This window comes from Streptomyces sp. NPDC049585 (assembly GCF_040675615.1).
Lineage (GTDB): Bacteria > Actinomycetota > Actinomycetes > Streptomycetales > Streptomycetaceae > Streptomyces > Streptomyces luteosporeus.
In genome coordinates this window covers 1-18,859 of sequence record NZ_JBFAPE010000005.1, presented here as the reverse complement: position 1 = coordinate 18,859, position 18,859 = coordinate 1, and the positions used below count along the sequence as shown (strand labels likewise).

The 18,859-nt window shown below is 67.9% G+C and carries 9 protein-coding genes and 1 pseudogene; 7 read left to right on the top strand and 3 right to left on the bottom strand.

Annotated features, from left to right (window positions below):
* Positions 1-13: 13 nt before the first annotated feature.
* Entirely contained in the window at positions 14-2,254 is a 2,241-nt protein-coding gene (locus AB0K17_RS07580; protein ID WP_365967765.1) for an MMPL family transporter, read from the bottom strand.
* 329 nt (positions 2,255-2,583) lie between these two features.
* Here AB0K17_RS07580 and AB0K17_RS07575 point away from each other — a divergent pair, with 329 nt between their 5' ends.
* The 5 genes from AB0K17_RS07575 (at position 2,584) to AB0K17_RS07555 (ending at position 7,672) form a co-directional block, all read left to right on the top strand.
* Positions 2,584-3,183, top strand: a complete 600-nt coding sequence (locus tag AB0K17_RS07575) for a hypothetical protein (RefSeq protein WP_365967766.1) — start codon at positions 2,584-2,586, stop codon at positions 3,181-3,183.
* Positions 3,180-4,439: an FAD-dependent monooxygenase gene (locus AB0K17_RS07570; RefSeq protein WP_365967767.1), complete on the top strand. Its 1,260-nt coding sequence runs from the start codon at positions 3,180-3,182 to the stop codon at positions 4,437-4,439. Before AB0K17_RS07575 ends, AB0K17_RS07570 begins: the two co-directional genes overlap by 4 nt.
* Positions 4,440-4,444: 5 nt before the next feature.
* On the top strand, positions 4,445-5,353 hold the full coding sequence (locus AB0K17_RS07565; RefSeq protein WP_365967768.1) for a UbiA family prenyltransferase: 909 nt from the start codon (positions 4,445-4,447) through the stop codon (positions 5,351-5,353).
* A gap of 64 nt (positions 5,354-5,417) precedes the next feature.
* Positions 5,418-6,986 (top strand): FAD-binding protein, encoded by a 1,569-nt coding sequence (locus AB0K17_RS07560; RefSeq protein ID WP_365967769.1) that lies wholly within the window; start codon positions 5,418-5,420, stop codon positions 6,984-6,986.
* Between the two features lie 74 nt (positions 6,987-7,060).
* Complete coding sequence (locus AB0K17_RS07555; protein ID WP_365967770.1) at positions 7,061-7,672, top strand: hypothetical protein; 612 nt, start codon at positions 7,061-7,063, stop codon at positions 7,670-7,672.
* 21 nt (positions 7,673-7,693) lie between these two features.
* On the opposite strand, the gene AB0K17_RS07550 is transcribed toward AB0K17_RS07555, so the two are convergent.
* Both AB0K17_RS07550 and AB0K17_RS07545 read right to left on the bottom strand, forming a co-directional pair.
* Positions 7,694-9,067 carry a GMC oxidoreductase gene (locus AB0K17_RS07550; RefSeq protein ID WP_365982459.1) on the bottom strand — a complete coding sequence of 458 codons (1,374 nt, stop codon included), beginning with the start codon at positions 9,065-9,067 and terminating at the stop codon, positions 7,694-7,696.
* Between the two features lie 268 nt (positions 9,068-9,335).
* Positions 9,336-16,808 carry an SDR family NAD(P)-dependent oxidoreductase gene (locus AB0K17_RS07545; protein ID WP_365967772.1) on the bottom strand — a complete coding sequence of 2,491 codons (7,473 nt, stop codon included), beginning with the start codon at positions 16,806-16,808 and terminating at the stop codon, positions 9,336-9,338.
* A gap of 176 nt (positions 16,809-16,984) precedes the next feature.
* Here AB0K17_RS07545 and AB0K17_RS07540 point away from each other — a divergent pair.
* Positions 16,985-17,302, top strand: a pseudogene (locus tag AB0K17_RS07540) (transposase); the annotation flags it as partial.
* A gap of 211 nt (positions 17,303-17,513) precedes the next feature.
* On the top strand, positions 17,514-18,662 hold the full coding sequence (locus AB0K17_RS07535) for an SDR family oxidoreductase (protein WP_365967773.1): 1,149 nt from the start codon (positions 17,514-17,516) through the stop codon (positions 18,660-18,662).
* Positions 18,663-18,859: the final 197 nt, after the last annotated feature.

Below are 18,859 nucleotides of genomic sequence, written 5' to 3'. Positions count from 1 at the left end.
CGCAGCAGCCGCATCAATGCTGATCGGCATCCCCGACTCGTCGGGCACGCTGTACGCCCGGCCATGGCCACCACCAGTTCCATCGGCTGGCCAGACTCATGAGCGCGGGCAGAAGGGCGATGCGTACGACGGTGGCGTCGAGGAGCACGGCGAGCATCGTGCCGAATCCCACCATCTTCAGTTGTGACATGTGGGAGGTGGCCATGGCGGCGAAGACGCAGGCGATGGTCAGTGCCGAAGCGGTCACGAGGCGGCCACTGCGGGCCACTCCCCACGCAACGGCCTCGTTGTTGTCACCGGTCACTTCGTATCGTTCTTTGATACGGGCAAGGATGAACAGTTCGTAGTCAGTGGCCAGACCGAAGACGACGCACAGCAACAGGACAGGCAGGTTGGAATCGATCGACCCGGTGACCGGGAAGTCGCCGAGCAGCCAGTGCAGATGTCCGAACTGAAAGATCCACACCATGGATCCGAAGGAGGCGGTGAGGCTGAGTCCGGCGAGCATCACCGCCTTGAACGGGGCGAGGACACTGCGCACGAACGGCAGCATCATGGCGAACACGCTGCCGACGAGGATGGCCAACGCCCAGGGCAGGCGATCGGTGATACTCGCTTTCGTGTCCGAGAGCGTCGCGTGCGGCCCTCCCACCCAGGCCTGCCGGCCGATCGGTACAGCTCGCAGTTTCGCCATCAGCAGTTGCGGATCGCTTCCTTTCGCCCCCGGGCCTGCGATGACCCGCAGCCAGCTGCCGGACGGCCCGGTGTACATGCGCGGCTGAAGGACATCCGCTCGGTGTCTCCCCGCCCGGTAGCTGCCTGTCGCCGTCTCGATGCCGGTGACGCCGGGGATACGCGAGAGCCTGCGGGCGTAGTCGTCGAGGACGCGGGCCCCGGCCGGTCCTGCAGTGATGTGGGGGAGCGCGATGCTGATCGGGTCGGCTGTCTGCGGGGGGAACTGCGCCCGCAGCTGGGTGCCGGCCTGCCGCGCCCGGGCGGTTGGTGGCAGGAGCCTGTCGTCGAAGCGCCCGAAATGTGCCTGGGCGAAAGGGAGTGCCAGGGTCAGCAGCAGGACGGTGGTGGTGGCGACGACGACGAAGGGGCGCTTCATCGCGGCGTGGGCCATGCGGTACCAACGCTCCTCCTGCTTCGCCGGGCTGCGACGCAGGTAACGACCGGTCCGTGTCAGGCGGTCGCCTGCTACTGCCAGCAGAGCGGGCATCGCCAGCAGTGTGAAGGCAGTCGCGCAGGCGACAACGGCGATCGAGGCGAAACCGAGGGAGCGCAGGAAGTACATGGGGAAGACCAGCAGGCCGCAGGCACTGAGCATGACCGTCGTGGCGGACACGAGCACGGTGTGCCCAGCGGTGACAAGGGTGGTGGTGAGTGCGCGCCGCGGATCGGCGCCGGTCGCCGTCTCCTCGCGGTAGCGGGACAGCAGGAAGAGGCTGTAGTCGACGGCGAGTCCGAAGCCGAGGGCCGTGGTGATGTTCTGCGCGAAGACCGAGACGGGGGTGACGAGTGCCAGGAGCCGCAGCGCCGCGGTGGCCACGGCGACGGATGCGGCACCGATCGCGACCGGCAGGAGGGCCGCAAGGGCGGAACGGTAGACGACGAGCAGCAGGACCATGACGACAGGAGCGGCAAGCAGCTCGGAGCGCACCAGATCGGCCTTGGTGATCTGCTCGGCATCACGTTCGGTTGGCACGGTTCCTGTTGCCGCCAGGCGCAGCGGTCCGGCCACCGCGTCGAGAGCCGGTAGGACGGTCTCGGCTGTGTCGTGGATGCGCTTGGAGCCCCCGGAGAGGTGAAGCAGGAGAAGTCCGGTGCGGCCGTCGTGGGAGCGAAGGGCCGGATCGGCGGTGGTCCAGTAGGACTGCACCGCCGAGACTCCGGGGAGGCCGGCCGCAGTGCGGGTGAGCCGCAGACCGGCTTGCCGTGTGGTGGGGGTGTCGACCCGTGCCATTGACGTGGCCAGGATCGCCACGTCGGGCGTTCCATTGTGAAAGTGGCGGTCGAGATAGGCGTCGGCACGTACCGAGTCGGCGCCTGCGGGATCGTAACCGCCGGGGGAAAATCCCGTACCGACGACGGCGCCGAGCAAGGAAAGCAGGAGCGAGGCGGTCGTGAGGGCGACCAGCAGTCGTCGGGGCCGGTGACAGGCCAGCCGTGCACACTGGCGCAGGGCGGAGCCGGCCCTCCGGGTGCCGGCGAAACCCTCGGTCTCTGGCAGAACATGCAGCTCACGTGGCATCGTCCACGCCGCCTCACCTGGTCGAGGCGTTGCGGACGCGAGCGGCGGTGGTGCGGAAGCCGATTGCGGCGGCGCGCATGGTCCGGGTCGTCAAGGAGCCGCCCATTCGGTCGAGTTGCACCAGTGTGCGGAATCGGGTCGAGCGACAGCCCATTCTGCCCAAGGTAGTGGCCGGCGAGGCACGAGCCTGCGCGGTCATCACTTGAAGGTGTGACAAGCACAGATCCGGAACGTTCCTGCATGGCCCGGACCGGCAGGATGGCCGGCGTTGGTCCGAAGCCTCGACGGGTGTCGAGTGGTGCTCGCAAATCCGCACGCCACGAGGAGCCATGCCCTTGTCCCCGCTTCCACTGTCCAGCGGTGCCGAGTTCTGCAACAGCGACAGGGGTGACTTCGCCACGCGCATCGACCGGTTCGTCTCGCCCCTGACGAGAATGTTGCTCAGCAGTGAGGGCCTGACCACCACGCTGCTGCGGGCCTTGCTCGGTCAGCCGGTGTCGGTCCGGTGTGCGCGAATCAGGCGGCTGCCGATCGCAGCGGCACCCGTCGACGCTGCCGGACTGCTGGGCGTCGTCGACGGTGACGTGCTGGTGCGGCGTTCGATGCTGGTCGACTCGGACGGGGTGGTGTCGGTCAACGACGTTGTTGCGCGTGTGGACGTCTCGGCTCGGGCGGAGCAGTGTGTGGTGGATGTGACCACGCCGCTCGGTGAGGCGTTGCATGCTGCGGGAACCGGCTACCGTCGCACCTTGGTGGAGGCCGGATGCCAGGCCTGGCTGATGCCCCCCGGTGGTCAAGCCGCCTTCAAGACCTATGTGTTGTGGCACCGTGACCAACCGCTGATGGCTGTACACGAGGTGTTCAGCCCCCGGGTTGCGCCGGCGGCCGTTGCGACCGTCCGGTGCGCCGCAGTCGGGAAGGACATGTGACCTGCGTACTGCGCACCCAGGTTGCCGTCGTCGGCGCCGGGCCGGCCGGGCTGGTGCTCGCCAACGTGCTGCACCAGGTGGGCATCGGTGTGTGTCTGTTGGAGTGCAAGTCCCGTAAGTGGATCGAGCAGCGAACCCGTGCCGGTCTGTTGGAACACCGGGTCGTGGCATACCTGCGCGAGCAGGGACTGGCGGATCGTCTCCTGGCAGAGGCTCGTCGGCACGGGCGATGTGACTTCACGTGTCTGGGAGAACGCGTACCCGTGCACTACGCCGACTTCGCCGGCGGGGCTCACCACTGGGTCTATCCGCAGCAGGAGCTCGTTCGTGACCTGATCGGCAGGCTCGTCGAAGCAGGCTGTCCGCCACGGTTCGAGCAGGGCGTGACCGCTGTCGAGCCGGGTGGCGGTGGCCGACCGAGGGTACGCACTGCGGGCCTCGATGTGGAGTGCGACTACGTCGTCGGATGTGACGGTGCCAATGGCCCCGTGGCGCAATCAATTCCCGAGGATCCCGGAAATGCCACGCGTGTCCTGTACCGCCGCTACCCGTACGACTGGCTGACGGTGCTTGCCGATGTGGCACGGCCGGTTGATGAGGTGCTGTACTGCATCAACGAGGCAGGATTCGCGGGGATCATGCCGCGTTCCGGCACCATGGCGCGCCTGTACCTGCAAGTGGACCCCGGCGACGATCTCGGGCGGTGGCCGCACCAGCGCATCGTACGGGAGCTGGTCGCGCGGTTGGAACCGGGTGCGTGCCGGCCCCGGGCCGTCCGCGTGGTGGAGAGCAGGATGCTGCGCATGCGCAGCCGAGTCTGCGGACGCCTGCGCTACGGACGTGTCCTTCTCGCCGGTGACAGCGCACACCTTTTGACGCCGTCCGGGGCAAAGGGTATGAACCTTGCCATCGCGGACGCCGCTGACCTGGGGCAGGCATTGATCGCCGCCCTCGGCGGCGGCGATACCGCCGACCTCGACGGCTACAGCGCGCGACGCATCGATGCCGTGTGGCAGGCGCAGTCCTTCTCCGAGGAACTCCTCCACCTTCTTCACCTTCCGGAGGGGAGTGCGCAGGAGCGTCAGTTCGCTCTGCGCCTGCGGTTGACCCGCATCCGGCGCATCGCCGAACCCGGCCCCGAGGCAATCGCCTTCGCCCACGCCTACGCCGGCTCCGGCTCACTGCCCGCTCGCCCTACGGCCACACGGCCGCGCCACAGCCGTGAACCCTCCTGTCACACCCGGAGTCGTGCGTGAGACTGATGACCGAACGCCTCCGGGCGCTGTACGGCTTCTCCCGTGGGACGCAGGCAGGCCTGAGTGTGGCCCAGCCGCTGATCGGCGCGCTGATCGTGACCGACCACCCCTCTCTGCCTCGGCTGTCCACGATGACGCTGGCAGCGCTCGCCGGCTACGTCGCGGTCTTCGCCGCCAACGATCTGATGGACGCACGCCTGGACCGGCGACGCTTCGCTCACGAGCGTGCCTATGACGGGTTCGATCTCGACAGTACCGGCGCACGTCACCCACTGGCTCGCGGGCAGCTCTCGACGGTCGCTGCGGTGGTGTGGGTGGGGGGCCTGGCGGTGCTCGCCGCGACGCTGTGCGCCGCACTCGAGCCGATGTGCCTGGCGCTGTTCGCCGCTGCTGTCGCGTTGCAGATCGGCTATTGCCTCCTCGCAACGGTCAGTCACTACAAGTTCGTGCTGTCCGGCTTGATGGTCGGGGCGGGGGCGCTTGCGGGTGCCTTCGCCATGCCGGTCCGGCGACCGGTGATACCGCTGCTCCTGCTGGCAGTGTGGATGATCGCCTGGGAGGTCGGTGGGCGCAACATCGTCAACGACATGGCGGACGTCGACGAGGATGTGCACCTCGGCATCCGTACCGTGCCCGTCGTCTACGGTTTGCGCACCGCGAGCATCCTCGCCTGCGGCTGCTCGCTGCTCGCCGCGGCGGCCTCGGTCGGGCTGGCACTGCATCGATGGTCCTCCTTCGGACCGGTGGGACTGGCAGGCGCGGTGCTCGCCACCGCCGGCACCGTGCTGGCACCTGCTGTGCGCCTGATGCGCGATCCGGGACCACGCATGGCGATGAAAATGTTCAACCGTGCCTCGTTGCAGCCGGTCTGTCTCCTGGTTGCCTTCGTCGTCGCCGTACTGCTCCGGCGCTGAACGGTCGTCTGCTCCTCACCTGTGCCACATCTGCGTCCATCACGTCGACAGAAAGCGATCCTCGATGAGCTCGACCAGGCGCACCTTCCTCCGCGTGGCTTCGGCCGCTTCCCTGGGCGCTGCAGTGGCGGCGGCGCATCCTGCTGTGGCCACCGCGTCCGAACACGGTCTGAACAGGGCCTTCGAGCGGTTGCGCCGACTGTTGGACGGTCGGTTGGTCCTGCCGGGCGCCCCCGACTATCTCAGGCTCGAACACGCAAACACCAAGGAGTTCGACCACATCCGTCCCCGCGCCCTGTTGCTGGCCGCGACAGCCGCCGACGTGCAACGTGGCGTGCTGTTCGCACAGGATCACACGCTGCCGCTGTCGGTCCGCAGCGGCGGGCACCACCTGCGTGGTTGGTCCACCGGTACCGGACTCGTCCTGGACCTGTCCGGTCTTCACCCCGAGACGGCTGTGACCGACCCGCACACCGTTCACATGGGGCCTGCCAACACTTCGGCTCACACACTGGAGAAGCTCGCGCCCCATGGACTGGCCATGCCCACCGGCTTGTGCGCCACCGTCTGTCCGGGCGGCTTCCTCCTCGGCGGGGGAATGGGCCTGCTGACCCCCTATGCCGGTCTGGCGGCCGACCGGCTGGTGAGCGCCGAGGTGGTCCTCGCCGACGGCCGGGTGGTGACCGCCTCCGAGCACGAGCACCCCGATCTGCTGTGGGCACTGCGCGGCGGCGGAGGCGGCGACTTCGGTGTGGTGACGCGCCTGACCGTCGACCCGGTTCCGCTGAGCCAAGTGGTCAACTACCTGGTGGCATGGCCGTACGACGCTGCGGACCGTGTGGTCGCAGCCTGGCAGCACTGGCAGGCCGATCGCCCCGACGCGCTCGGCAGCTCCGTGGTGTTGCTCCGCGCCGACGAGGCACCGAATGCGGTGCCATTTGTCGTTGTCAACGGTGTGTGGGCCGGACCGCCGGCCCCGCTGGAGCGCCACCTCGCCGAGCTGCTCGATCTCGTCCCCGTGCGCCCCCTGGTCAACGCTGCCGTCCCGCAGTCGTACCGGGAGGCCATGTCGACCTGGTGGGCGCTGGCCGCCACGATGCCCCCACGCCCGGCGGCGGAGGATCTGCTGCGCTCCTTCACCCACGCCTCGGATCCCATCAAGGGTCGGGTGCCGCGCTCCGCCTTGCGGGTGGCCCGGGGCCGGTATTTCGACGGGCCGATGCCGCTGACGGGAATCGACCGCCTGCTGAACGCATTCGACGCCGATCGTCGCCCCGGCCAGTCGCGGGTCGCCAGCACGATGCGTGTCGCCGGACGCGCTGGCCAGGTGCCTCGTACCAGCACGGCGTACGTTCACCGGACCGCGACCATCCACCTCGACTTCGGAGCCCAGCAGAGGGTGAGTGCCGACATTGCCGCCGACGCGGCGGCCGGCCGGGCGTGGGCCGACAATGCCGTCTGCGCGATCGCACCGTTCTCGAACGGCGAAGCGTACGTCAACTTCCCCGAGCCCGAGGACTCCGACTGGGCGCACGCCTACTGGGCGGAGAACCTTGCCCGGCTGCGCGAGATCAAGCGACGCTACGATCCGCACCGCGTCTTCCGTCAGCCACAGAGTGTGGTCGGACCCTGACGCCGAGGAAAAAAAGCGGGGGATTCACGCCTGGCATCCCGTGACTCGGTGGCTTTCGAAACCGTTGTTGAGGTATGAACATCACACGTGCCGTTCGCCCGTCCCGACGCCGCCGCACCGCACTTGTCTTCGCCCTCGGATCCGTCTTTGCGCTCTCCCTCTGCGCCACGCCCGCCCAGGGTGCGGCACAGGCGGGCAAGGGTGCTGCCGCGGAAAAGTGCACCGTGCGCAGTGACGGAGAGCAGGCCGGCGAGGAACTGAAGAAGTGCAGCCGCGCAGCGTTCGACACGCTCTTCGCGCAGGCTCCCGCGGGCCGGATGCCCCACGGGCCCATGCGCAGCGAGCTGCTGAGGTGTACCCCGTGCGGGCAGCCGGTTGCCGACCGGGCGTTCGGCCTGCTGGCCGGCACGGTGTACCACGGCAAGATCTTCCACACCGATGAGCGCCGGGGACAGGTCAATGCGCTCATGGGCCCGGACCTGCGCGTGTTTCACGGCGAGGTCGACTATGCCGCCTACCCGGAGGATGGCCGCAGGGCCATCCGTATCGTCTACCGGCGCGACACGGGCGGGCTCGTCACGGACTGGATCCGTGAGGTGCGGCCCGGCGTGTACGCGGGAGTGGCGACGCTGACCGAAGAGGGACTCCAGTCCTGGCGTTTCATGGATTTCGTGCTCTACCGCTGACCCGGCGCGAGGAGTGCGCGGTCATCCTTTCCGGGCGATGATGTCGGTAATGCAGCGTTCTGCGAGAGCGGTGATGGTGAACGATGGATTGGCGCCACCTACATTACCGGGGATGAGTGAACCGTCCACTGCGTAGAGTCCGCGATAGCCTTTCAAGCGTCCGTAGAGGTCCGTAGCTTTTCCTACCTGGCAACCGCCCAATGGGTGAGGTGTGAACGGGCACGGCCATCTGATCGCGGCCGGAACAACGTTGCTGTTGGCGTTCATTACCTTGTCGATGAGGCTGGATGCTGCTTGCGCAGCGGCGTCACTCTTTCCCGACCAGTCGGAGAGGGTGACCCGACCGGTCGACGCATCGTAGGAAAAGCTTGCTCTGTTGACGGGATCCGGATCGGCTGTCATCGCCAAGGTGATGATTCCGGGTGATTGACCGAGCTGCATGAGATGCCAGTTCTCTGCACGGACAGGCAGTACGAAGTCTTCCGTGAAGATGGTGGACGCGCTGGGTGCCGCTTGGGACGGGCCGCCTTCACCGACGTAGCCGTAGCCGATGAACTGGTCGCCGTTGTCCCCGAACCCGACACCGACCGAATCGTTGAGGGCCGGCAGCTTGCCTGAGTCCCGGGCGGCGACGAGCAGACGATTCGTATTGAGGGTTCCGGCGCATACGAAGAGCCATGTGCAACTGTAGTGAATCTTTTCCAGAAGTGAACCGTTGGCATCGATGTGCCGGACCGTGACCGTGTATTTCCCCGGGCGGCCCAGCCCGATGGATTCGACCTCGCAGAGGGTCTGCACGGTCACGTGGCCAGTGGCTCGCGCCGCTGGCAGGTAGTTGACGGTGAGACTGTTTTTGGCGCCGTTGCTGCATCCGAAGTCGCTCTCGCCCGCACTCGCCGAGGCGCGGACCGTGCCGAGAAGTTCCTGTCTGACGACTTCCCAGTTGAACGTCGACGGCATTTTGACCGGTTCATAGCCGGCTCGGCCCACATGCTCGTCCCAGACGCGAGAATGAGTGAATGGCGCTGACGCATAGATGTCCTGCGGCATGACGCTCGGCCTGAGCATGGCAGCTGCTTTGGGATACCAGATGGAGGTCATTTCTCGATAGGTGATTCCAGCGGGGAAGATCCGCTCGAAGTGTTTCTGCGGCGGCGTCACCGTAGCGCAGGTGTAGACCAGCGATCCGCCGCCCAACCCGGCTGCGCATGCGACATCGATGCCGCGTTCGTTGGAAACCTCCATCACGCCTGCGTAGGGGGCCATGGGAAAGGGCAGGACCATGGGCCATTGCGCAACCGGCCGGAACCAGAACATCTTCCTGCTGTAGTTCACCTGCGAACCGAAGACCACCCGATGGGGGTCGGTTGCCCATTCCTGGCCGCGTTCCAGCACGAGAGTGTCCACCCTCGCCTGCCCCAAACGGAGTGCGCATACGGCCCCTCCGAAACCCGACCCGATGACGATTGCCGGGTACTCGGTGCGGCCGGAAGCAGCTTCTTCACGAGTGCGGGCCCGAGCGCTGGAGGTCTCGGTGCTCGGGCGCAGACCAAGTCCTGCCCCCAGCCCCAGACCCATTCCCAGGAATGAGCGGCGAGGTACTCCACTTTCCATCTTCACGCAATCTTTCGTGCCGGGCCCGCCCGCCCGTCCGTAGCGGCCATCAAGGGTGGGACGGGTGTTTGTGATGTTGCGACCGCACCCCGGACTCTGCATCATCGCGGCTGCTGAGTCCGAGGCGTACTTGGAGGATCCGGGCGAATCCGGAGATGGTTCCACCGCTGCCGAGAACCTCCATCGGCGGAATCTCGACGCCATATTGATGGTGCAAGGCCGCCATAAGCTGGGTGCTCATGAGGGAGTCCATGCCGAGGGCGTCGAGCCGTTGATGGGCTTCGAGATCATCGGGGTTCATATGGAGCGTGTCGGCGATCATCCGGGTCAGCTCTTCGACGAGGTGAGCGAACGCGGCCTCCATGGGCATTCCCCGGAGGTTCTGCAGAACCTCTTCCCGACTGGGGGCGCCCTCGCGGGTGGGTGCCGGAATCAGGCTGCGCAACCGGGGCCGGGCAGTCTGTGGCAATACCCCAGTGGTGCGGGACCATCGGTAACGCCCTGCACCAGCGACTGCGTAGTCCCGGGTCAACAGTCGCTCGGCCGTGGCGAACGCGTCGCACGGCGCCAGCAGGTCGATCCCGAGGCCGGCCAGGGCTTCGGTCATCCCGGTGCGCGCGACATAGCCGGTGTCCGCCACCGCACCCCATGCCAGGGCGAGCCCGGGCAAGCCGTCCTGGCGGCGCATCCGGGCCAGGGCTTCCAGGTAGAGGTTGCCGCCACAGTAGGGGGCCTGCTTGATGTTGCCGAGCATGGCGGAGCCGGAGGAGTAGAGCAGGAAAAGGTCGCACTCCCGGCCGCGAGTGAGGACGTCCAGGATCGAGGCCCCGGTCATCTTGGGGGCCAGTACCGCGGCGATCCGTTCCTGGTCGAGTTCGGCGAGCGGAGCGTCATCGAGGTCCATGGCCGCGTGGACCACGCCGCGTAGCGGGAAGCCGCTGCGGTCGATCTCGGCCACCAGGGCGTGCATCGACTGTGCGTCGGTGACGTCGACGGCATGTGCGGTGGCATGGACGCCACGTTCGGCGAGGGAAGCGAGCAGCGGGGCCGCTTCAGGGGCGTCCGGCCCGCGACGGCTGACCAGGGCCAGGTGCCGCGCGCCGCAGTGGGCGAGCCAGGAAGCGGTGGTGGCGCCGAATCCACCGGTCCCGCCGGTGATGAGATAGGTGCCTGTGGCGTCCAGGCGGAGCCCGTTTGGGGCGGGTTCCACCAGCGGTGGCTCGTCGAGCGGGTCGAAGGTGACAACGACCTTGCCGATGTGGCGAGAATGCTGCAGAAGCTGGAACGCTTCGTGGACCCGGGCGGCGGGGAACACCGTGTGCGGCAACCCGCGGTAGTCGCCCTGCACCTGCTGGACCACCTCGGTGGAGAGCTGCCTGCAGAAACCCGGGTCATTGAGCAGGGGGGAGATGTCCATCCCGAAGAAGGCGATGTTGTTGTTGAACGGGTGCAGAGGCAGCGGCTTGTTCTCGTAGATGTCACGCTTGCCCAGCTCGATGAACCGCCCGCCGGTTCGCAGCAACTCCAGGCTACGGGCGATGGCCTCCCCGGCAAGGGAGTTGACCACTACGTCGACGCCGCGGCCGTCGCTGATCCCCCGCACCTGCTCGGCGAATTCCAAGGTGCGGGAGTCCAGGACGTGTTCGACACCGATCGCGCGGAGGAACGCACGTTTGACAGCACTGCCGGCCGTAGCGATGACTCGGGCGCCGCGCTGTTCTGCGTAGCGGAGCACGGCCAGCCCGACGGCTCCGGCTGCGCCGTGAACGAGTACGGTCTCCCCGGGGCGCAGCCGCGCGAGATGCCCCAGTCCATAGTGTGCGGTGATGAAGGCCACCGGCACCGTCGCGGCTTCGCAAAAGCCCATATGGTCCGGGAGCGGCATCAGACTGTGCGTCTTGGCGACAGTGTGCGAGGCGAGCGAGGCGGACGCCACGCCGAGGACCCGGTCGCCCGGGGCGAAGGCCGTCACACCAGGTCCGCAGGCAGTCACGATTCCCGCGCACTCGATGCCGGGTCCCTTCTCGGAGGGCGTGCCCTCGATCATCTCGGTCGGTAGCAGCCCGGTGCACTGCATGACATCGCGGAAGTTGAGACCGACCGCGTGCACCTCCAGGGCTACTTCACCCGGTCCGGGCCGGGGAGGGGTGATCTGCTGCCAGGAGAGCCTGTAGGACAGCCCAGGGGTGTGCACGCGCAGACCGAAGGGGAAGGACCCAGACCGGAGCCGGAATTCGTCGACCGCTTGCCGCTCACGGGGGACGAAGCGATCCCGGGCGGTGAGGACGACCTCGTCCTCGTCGTCCGGCTCGAACAGTTCGTGGACCAGCCGGCCGGCATCGGCCGCAGGATCTGCGGTGCGGTGCAGCATGATCCGGCGGACATCCAGATCGGGATGTTCGTTGGCCAGGGTCCGGGCTGCTCCCCAACTGGCGGCGGAGTAGGAATCGGCTACCGGTTCGAGCGAGGGAACGCCGCAGTGCGGATGAGTGACCAGTCGCAGGCGTACGGAACAGGTGTCGCCGAGCCGTCGGCAGGCTGTGGCCAAGGAGCTCAAGGCCGCGGTCTGCCGGGCCGTATGGGACGTTCGAGCGGCCGGTGCGGAGTCGTCGGCAGCGGCGAGCAGCAGCACCACGGTGAGCGGCCAAGATGCCGTTCGGGAGAGCAGGCGCTCCCATTCGTCGGCGGAGGTAGTGATGCCATCGGAGCGAGGACTCGGGCAACCGCGCTCGGTCAGGGAGGTCCTGAGGGCCTGCTCCAAAGGCTCCTCATGCCGCCCGTCAGTCAGTACCAGGAAGGAAGAATCCGGGTTGGTGGACCGTTCGGCAGGCTTGGCGATGTCGTGGGCGGGAAGCCCGGCCAGGAACAAGGAGTGCCACTCGCGACATGGGTCCTGCGCGTCGCCGGTCTGGACGATCTCCGTGAAGCCGCACCGGCGCAGCAGACCGGGCCACTGATCCCGGGCCGGCAGGTCGGCGAAATCGGTGGGAGCATGCAGGAGCGCCAGAAGCTCCGTGTCGTGCGGGGTACAGCCCAGGACCTGCCCGCCCGGCCCCAGCAGCGTGACCAGGTGGCGCAGCGACAACTCGGGGTCGTTGCTCGCGAAGAGACCGTCACCGGCCACGATCAGGTCGAAGCTGTGCGGGGTGAAGCCCTGCTCGGTCGGATCGGCGCCTGGGGCGAGGGTTCGGTAGTCCAGGAAGTCGTAAGCCGCGAACCGTGCCTGGGCCGCGGGGAGGCTGGACGCGGTGAAGTCCGTGAAGCAGTACCGGGTCCGCTCGGGAGGCAGCACCGCAAGCAGTGCTGCGGTCAGGCTTCCGCTGCCTCCGCCGGCTTCGAGTACCCGCAGGCTCCGGTCGACGGGCCACGCAGCCACCATCCGGGCCAGCAGAGCGCGGGCGATGCGGTGCCGCAACCTGTGCGGGGGAAGTGCCTCGGCGAGCTGCTCGACCGCGTACGCACTGCCGTCCGCTTGGTCGAGCTCATCCCGCGAGCGAGTCCAGTAGCGCGATGCCTGGGCAGCCAAGGCGAGCGCGGTGCTGCAGGTGGGTTCGGCAGCCAGGCATCGGCGGGCCGCGTCGGTGGCACCGAAGGTAGTGGCGGCGAGTTCCCAGGCGCCGTCGTCGAGCGTTTTCACCGCATGATGCCGCTGGAGGAGCGGGAGCAGGTGAGTGGCCCAGCGGCGGTGGGCGCGGGGCAATCCGTGTGCCTCGAGGTCGTCGATGGTGAAGGGACTGGTCGGGCGCGGAAGCAATGCCGCAAGAGCGTTGGCGTGGTGGAAGGAGGCGAATTCCTTGAGCGCGGCGACAGCCTGGGGCATGCGGGCATTGCGCTGGTCACTGCGGGCCCGGTCGATCTCCGGCTGGGCAGCAGCGAGCAGGGCACGGGGGGAGGGCAGGGGGGAGACGGCGCAATGCCGGGTGAGCCGGGGAGCGGCGCGCAGCACCGTGTGGTGGACAGTGATGTCGGTGCCGCGCGTGCCGGCCAGACGGCGCAGGCGGCACCCGTCGATCCGAGCCGTGACAGTGCCCTGGTCATCGGTGAGGGTGAGGTCCCAGCACACCTCGCTGTCGGTACGGGAGCGTTCCAGGACATGGATGGTTCCGGTGCACGCTGCCGGGCCCCACGAGCGGACCCTGCCGATGCTTGCGGGCAGGTAGAGCTGGCCGGCGTCCAGGCGTTCGGCGAGGAGTTGCACCCCTGCTTGCAGGGCACCGTCGAGCAGGGCGGGGTGGATGACGTAGGGATCGGCCGGGGCCGGGTGGTGGTAGGTGGCCAGGACCTCGGCGTCGCCGATGTGGAGTTCGTCGAGTACACGGAAGGCGGGGCCGTACTCCAGACCAATGGCCGCCCGCTCCTTGTAGTAGTCGTCGGCGGCCAGTGAACGGGGGCAGCGCAGCTTCAAAGCTTCCAGGTCGAGGGGCGCCGGGCGCGGGCTGGTGAGGGAGCGCACACAGGCGGTGGCGTGGGTGCGCGAGGCACTGCCGTGCTCGTCGGTACTGGCGATGGTGACCGTGCCGTCCTCGGGGCGCAGCGCGAGCTGAAGCCGGACCGCCGTCGGGTCCTGCCAGTCGACGGCCAGTCCACTGCTGATCCGGACGTGGTCGACCTGGACCGGTGCACCCAGCGCGATGCGCCCCGCAGCCAGCGCCATCTCCACATAGCCGGTGGCGGGCATCAGGGCGGATCCCTGGATGCGGTGATCGGTCAGCCAAGGGACCAGGACGGGTTCGATGGCGCCGAGCCAGACGGGATGCGGGGCTGGTAGACGTTCGCCGAGCAGGGGGTGTTCGAAGAGTCCGCTGCCGCTGCTCTGGATCCAGGACCGCGGGGTCCCCACCCAGTGGCGGCGGCGCTGCCACGGGTAGGCGGGCAGGTCGCGGACGAGGCCCGGACGCGCAAAGAAGTGTTCCGTCCCCACCGGGGCTCCGGCGGCCAGCAGGCCGGCAAGGGCGTGGCGCAGTGCACCCGGCCCGTCTCCGTCCCGCCGCAAGGTGGCCAGCACCGCGACCGGGCCCTGGCGGTCGGCGGAGGCGGCCCGGCGCAGGTACGTGCGCAGCACCGGGTGGGGACCGATTTCGAGGAAGACATCGGCCCCGTCGGCGCGGGCGAGCTCGACGGCTGCGGCGAAGCGGACCGGACGGCGGACGTTCTGCCACCAGTAGGAGGCGTCGAGTTCGCTCCCGAGCAACAGGGTGCCGGTGACGGTCGAGTAGAACGGGGTGGAGGCGTGGACGGGTGTCAGGCCGGTCAGCGCCCGGCGGATCGGCTGCTCAGCGGGATCCATCGCGGCGCTGTGGAATGCATGGTCCAAGTCCAGTTCTCGGAAGAACGCCCCGCGCTGCTGCACTTCCCGGCCGAGGGCGGCCATCTGATCGGCAGGCCCGGCCACTGTGACGTCCTGGGCACTGTTGATCCCCGCGATCTCCAGCCCCGTCCCGCAGGCAGCCAGGATGCTTTCGGCCTCCAGTGGGCCCAGGCCGACTGCGGCCATGCGGCCGGTGCCGGCCAAGGAGGCCTGGGCTGCGGAACGCTCGGCGATCACTCGGGCGGCTTGGTCCAGGGGCAGGGCACCACTGGTGCAGGCTGCCGCGACTTCACCGACGCTGTGCCCGAGCACCACGGCAGGCGCCACTCCGAGCGAGCGCAGGGCGGCCACGATGCCCACCTGCACGGTGAACAGCAGAGGCTGGGCGACCTCGGTCGCAGCCAACCGCCACTGCGCGGGCGGAAGAGCCAGTGTGCGGGCCACGGACCAGCCCAAGTGCGGGATGAGCGCGGCGTCGACCTCGTCGACCGCGCGACGGAAGGCCGGGACATGGGCGTACAGATCGGCTCCCATGCCCGCCCACGGGGACCCGTTCCCCGAGAAGACGAAGGCCACCCGCCCGTGAGCAACCGCCTGCGCGCTTGCCCCGGTCGCCGGCTCGTGCCGATCCTGGAGTGCATCGCCCTCCGACGCGGCGTCGGAGACCAGTGCGGACAGCTGCCGGGCCGCCTCCTGGGCATCATGGGCGAGAACCACGGCACGGTGCTCGTGCCGACCGCGCCGCCAAGCGGTGTAGGCGAGGTCGTAGAAGTCCTGTGCGGGCGACGCGGCAAGATGCTCGGCAAAGCTGGCCGTGGCCTCACGTAGTGCCTGCGCCGAGCGGGCCGAGACCAGCACGGGCAACGGGCGATCGCAAGAGGCGGGTGGAGCCGAGTGTCCCGACTCGGCCGGTGCGGGGGCACTGGTGAGGATGACATGAGCATTGGCTCCGCCGAAGCCGAAGGAGTTCACCCCCACCACCGGCCGCGCGCAGCTCGGCAGCGTTCGCCTTCGCTGTACGGGCACCAGGCCCAGACTCGCGAAGTCGATCTCCGGGTTGACCGGCTCACCGTGCAGTGATGCCGGCACCGCACCATGCTTGAGCACGAGAAGCGCTTTGTACAGCCCCGCCATGCCGGAGGCAGGTTCGAGGTGGCCGACATTGGTCTTCACGGAACCGATCGGCAGCTCGCCGGTGATGCGACGCACCCCCAGGGCGCGGCCGATTGCTGTCGCCTCCGCCGGATCGCCTGCCAGGGTGCCGGTGCCGTGTGCCTCGAAGTAGACCAGCTCGTCGGGGTCGACCCCCGCTTCGGCATAGGCTCGACGCAGCAGCTCCTCCTGAGCCCGAGCATTGGGCAGGGCCAGTCCGGTTGTGTGCCCGTCGCAGTTGGTTGCACTGCCCAGGACGACCGCATGGATGCGGTCGCCGTCCGCGAGAGCGTCGGGCAAGGGCTTGAGCAGTACCATGCCACCGCCTTCGGCTCGCACGAACCCGTCGGCGTCCGCCGAGAAGGCCGCGCACCGCCCTCGCCGGGACAGCATCGATGCCTGCGAGAAGCCGATGTAGTGCAAGGGGTTGATGAGGAGGTTGGCTCCACCGCACAGCACGGCGCGGCTGGAGCCCGCCCACAGCGTCCGGCAGGCCCGGTCTAGCGCCACCAGAGCCGACGAGCACGCGGTGTCGATCACCATGCTTGGGCCACGCAGGTCGAATACGTGGGAGATCCGGTTGGCCGCGATCGAGGAGGCCGCCCCGGACATGCTGTAGGCGCCTACCTTGCGTGGATCCTGCAGCGCGAGGTAGGAGGCATCGGAGACTCCGACGTACACCGCTGTGTCGGAGCCGGCAAGGGCTGCCGGACGGATGGCTGCATCGTCCAGTGCCTCGGCAGCCAGTTCCAGCAGCAGCCTGTGCTGTGGGTCGATGTAATCAGCCTCTTTGGGCGAGATACCAAAGTAACCGGCGTCGAACCCGGCGATGTCCTTGAGGAAGCCCCCTGCCGCGGTATAGCTCTTGCCCGTTCGCGGTCCTGCGGTGTCGACGAAGCGTTCGGAGTCGAACCTGTCCGGCGGCACTTGCGAGACCAGATCGCGGCCTTCGTCGAGTGCTTCCCACAGCTGGTGGAGGTTGTCGATACCACCCGGCAGGCGACAGGCAACTCCCACGATCGCAACGGCTCGCCCGGTCGCGGACTCCTCGGTCTGATGCATGCACACGGCCTTCCGGTCGCCGGGGCAACCCGTCGCATCCGGGCCCGTACTTTGTCATCGGGCCCGCTCACGCTGTCGAGCAGTGTTTCCTCGTACGTTTCCTCGCAAAGAAGCTTGTAAGGCCATTACAGCTCATCTCATTTGGTTTGATTGCTAGTCTGCCCACCGTGTTGACGATGGTGAATCACCTGGTCCCGGACGACCTGTGGGAGCTGTTCGAGCAGGTGGTGCCGCCTGCCCCGGTCCGCCGGCAGGGCGGAGGTCGCCGGCGGTACGGCAACCGCGAGGTGCTGGCGGCGATCGTGTTCGTCGCGACGACCGGCTGCGCCTGGCAGCAGTTGCCTCTTGTTTTCGGACCTTCCGGCCCGACCGCGCATCGGCGCTTCATCGAGTGGAGCGAAGCCCGAGTGTGGGCGGAGCTGCGCCGCCTCGTCCTGGATGAGCCCGGCGCCCGGGCCGGCCTCGACTGGTCGCGGTGCGCGATCGAATCGGTGCACAAGTGCGCGAGGAGAAGGGCGGGCGCACGGGCTTGAAGCTCGTTTCCAGGCAGCCAAATGAGATGAGATCTCGGTGGGGAGCTCGATGGGGTTCACCCAAATGGTTGATCCGGGTGCCGGGGGACGCCTCTGTCCACGTACGGTTGCGGAAGCGCTCCAACTGCTGTGGTGCGAGCCGTTCCCGTTCGTCCTCGTGAAGGTGTCCACCGTGTCCGTGCTGCTCACCGGTGCTACGGGTTTTACTGGCAGTCGTATTTTACGCAGGCTTCTCACGGCGGAGAGCGATGATCCGATCATCGTTCTGGGGAGGGATGTTCCGACCCGGTTGTGCCAGCGCATCGAAGCCGCGGTCACCTGGCTCGATTCGGGAAAGTTGCCGGCACCGAATACGTTTTCTCGATTGCGTTGCCTGCAGGCGGACCTCACCCGTCCCGGCCTGGGTTTGAGCCCACAGCAACGTGCCGGGATCACCGACGGCCTGACCGCGGTTTGGCACTGCGCGGCTGCATTGTCCCTCCACCGCGGCCCTGCCCCGCTCTACCAGACCAATGTCATGGGCACGCGTCGGATCCTTCAACTGGCCGATCTGGCACCCGAAGCGCATCTGATTCACGTGAGCACTGCGTACGTGGCCGGCGGTCGGCGCACTGGGCGCATCCTCGAAAGCGACTTGAGCGAAGCATCTGGATTCCAGACCCCGTACGAGGAAAGCAAATACACGGCTGAGCGAATGGTCCACCAATGGGCAAGCAGCAGAGACCGGCGGGTGACCGTCATGCGGCCCGCCCTGCTGATTGACGACCGGGTCGTGCCTGCCGGACTGCCGGACCAGCCCATCGGTGTGCTGGCCCGTGTCCTCGAGACGTTGCTGCGGCAACGGAATCCACCTCGTAGCCACGCCGGCATCCCGGCGTCCGACATGAAACCTGTGCACTGTTCCTCCGGCGCGCTGTGGCTACGAGTGGCCGGTGATGCCGAGGGAAGACTGAACCTGCTCCAAGTCGACTATGCGGTCGAGGCGATGATCCGAGCCGCGAAGGTGCCCGGCGGCTCCGGTGTGCGAACGGTGCACGTCACCCATCCACACGACACAACCTTCGAGGTCGTTGCCCAAGGCCTGGAGGTCGGTTGTCCAGGGTTGAGGATCCGCTACGTCCCTGAGCTCGCGGATCCGACGTCTTTGGAGTCCTACGTGGCAGAGGAGTTCGGCCACCTGCTGGGATTCGGTGCCCATCGACGTGTCTACGACCGTACGAACTTCCTGAGCCTGGTCGAAGGGCTACCGGACCCGCAGCCAATCGACGCGGCCTATCTGGCGCGTGCGCTCCCCGATTTCGGCGATCTTCTCGTTCCGTAGAGAGCGTCTCCGCCGAGAACATCCGGCCGCGCCCCCGCCCCCGATACAGCCGCTGGGATGCCGTCCCGCCGTCAGGCTGCGGCACCCCAGGGCATCTGTCTTAGACCGTGTCCTATGTGGTGAGGCGGACGAGCCGTTTGTAGCTGCAGATCGCTGCTGCGAGACCGAGAAATGCCAGGTAGTTGCGGGGATCGCGC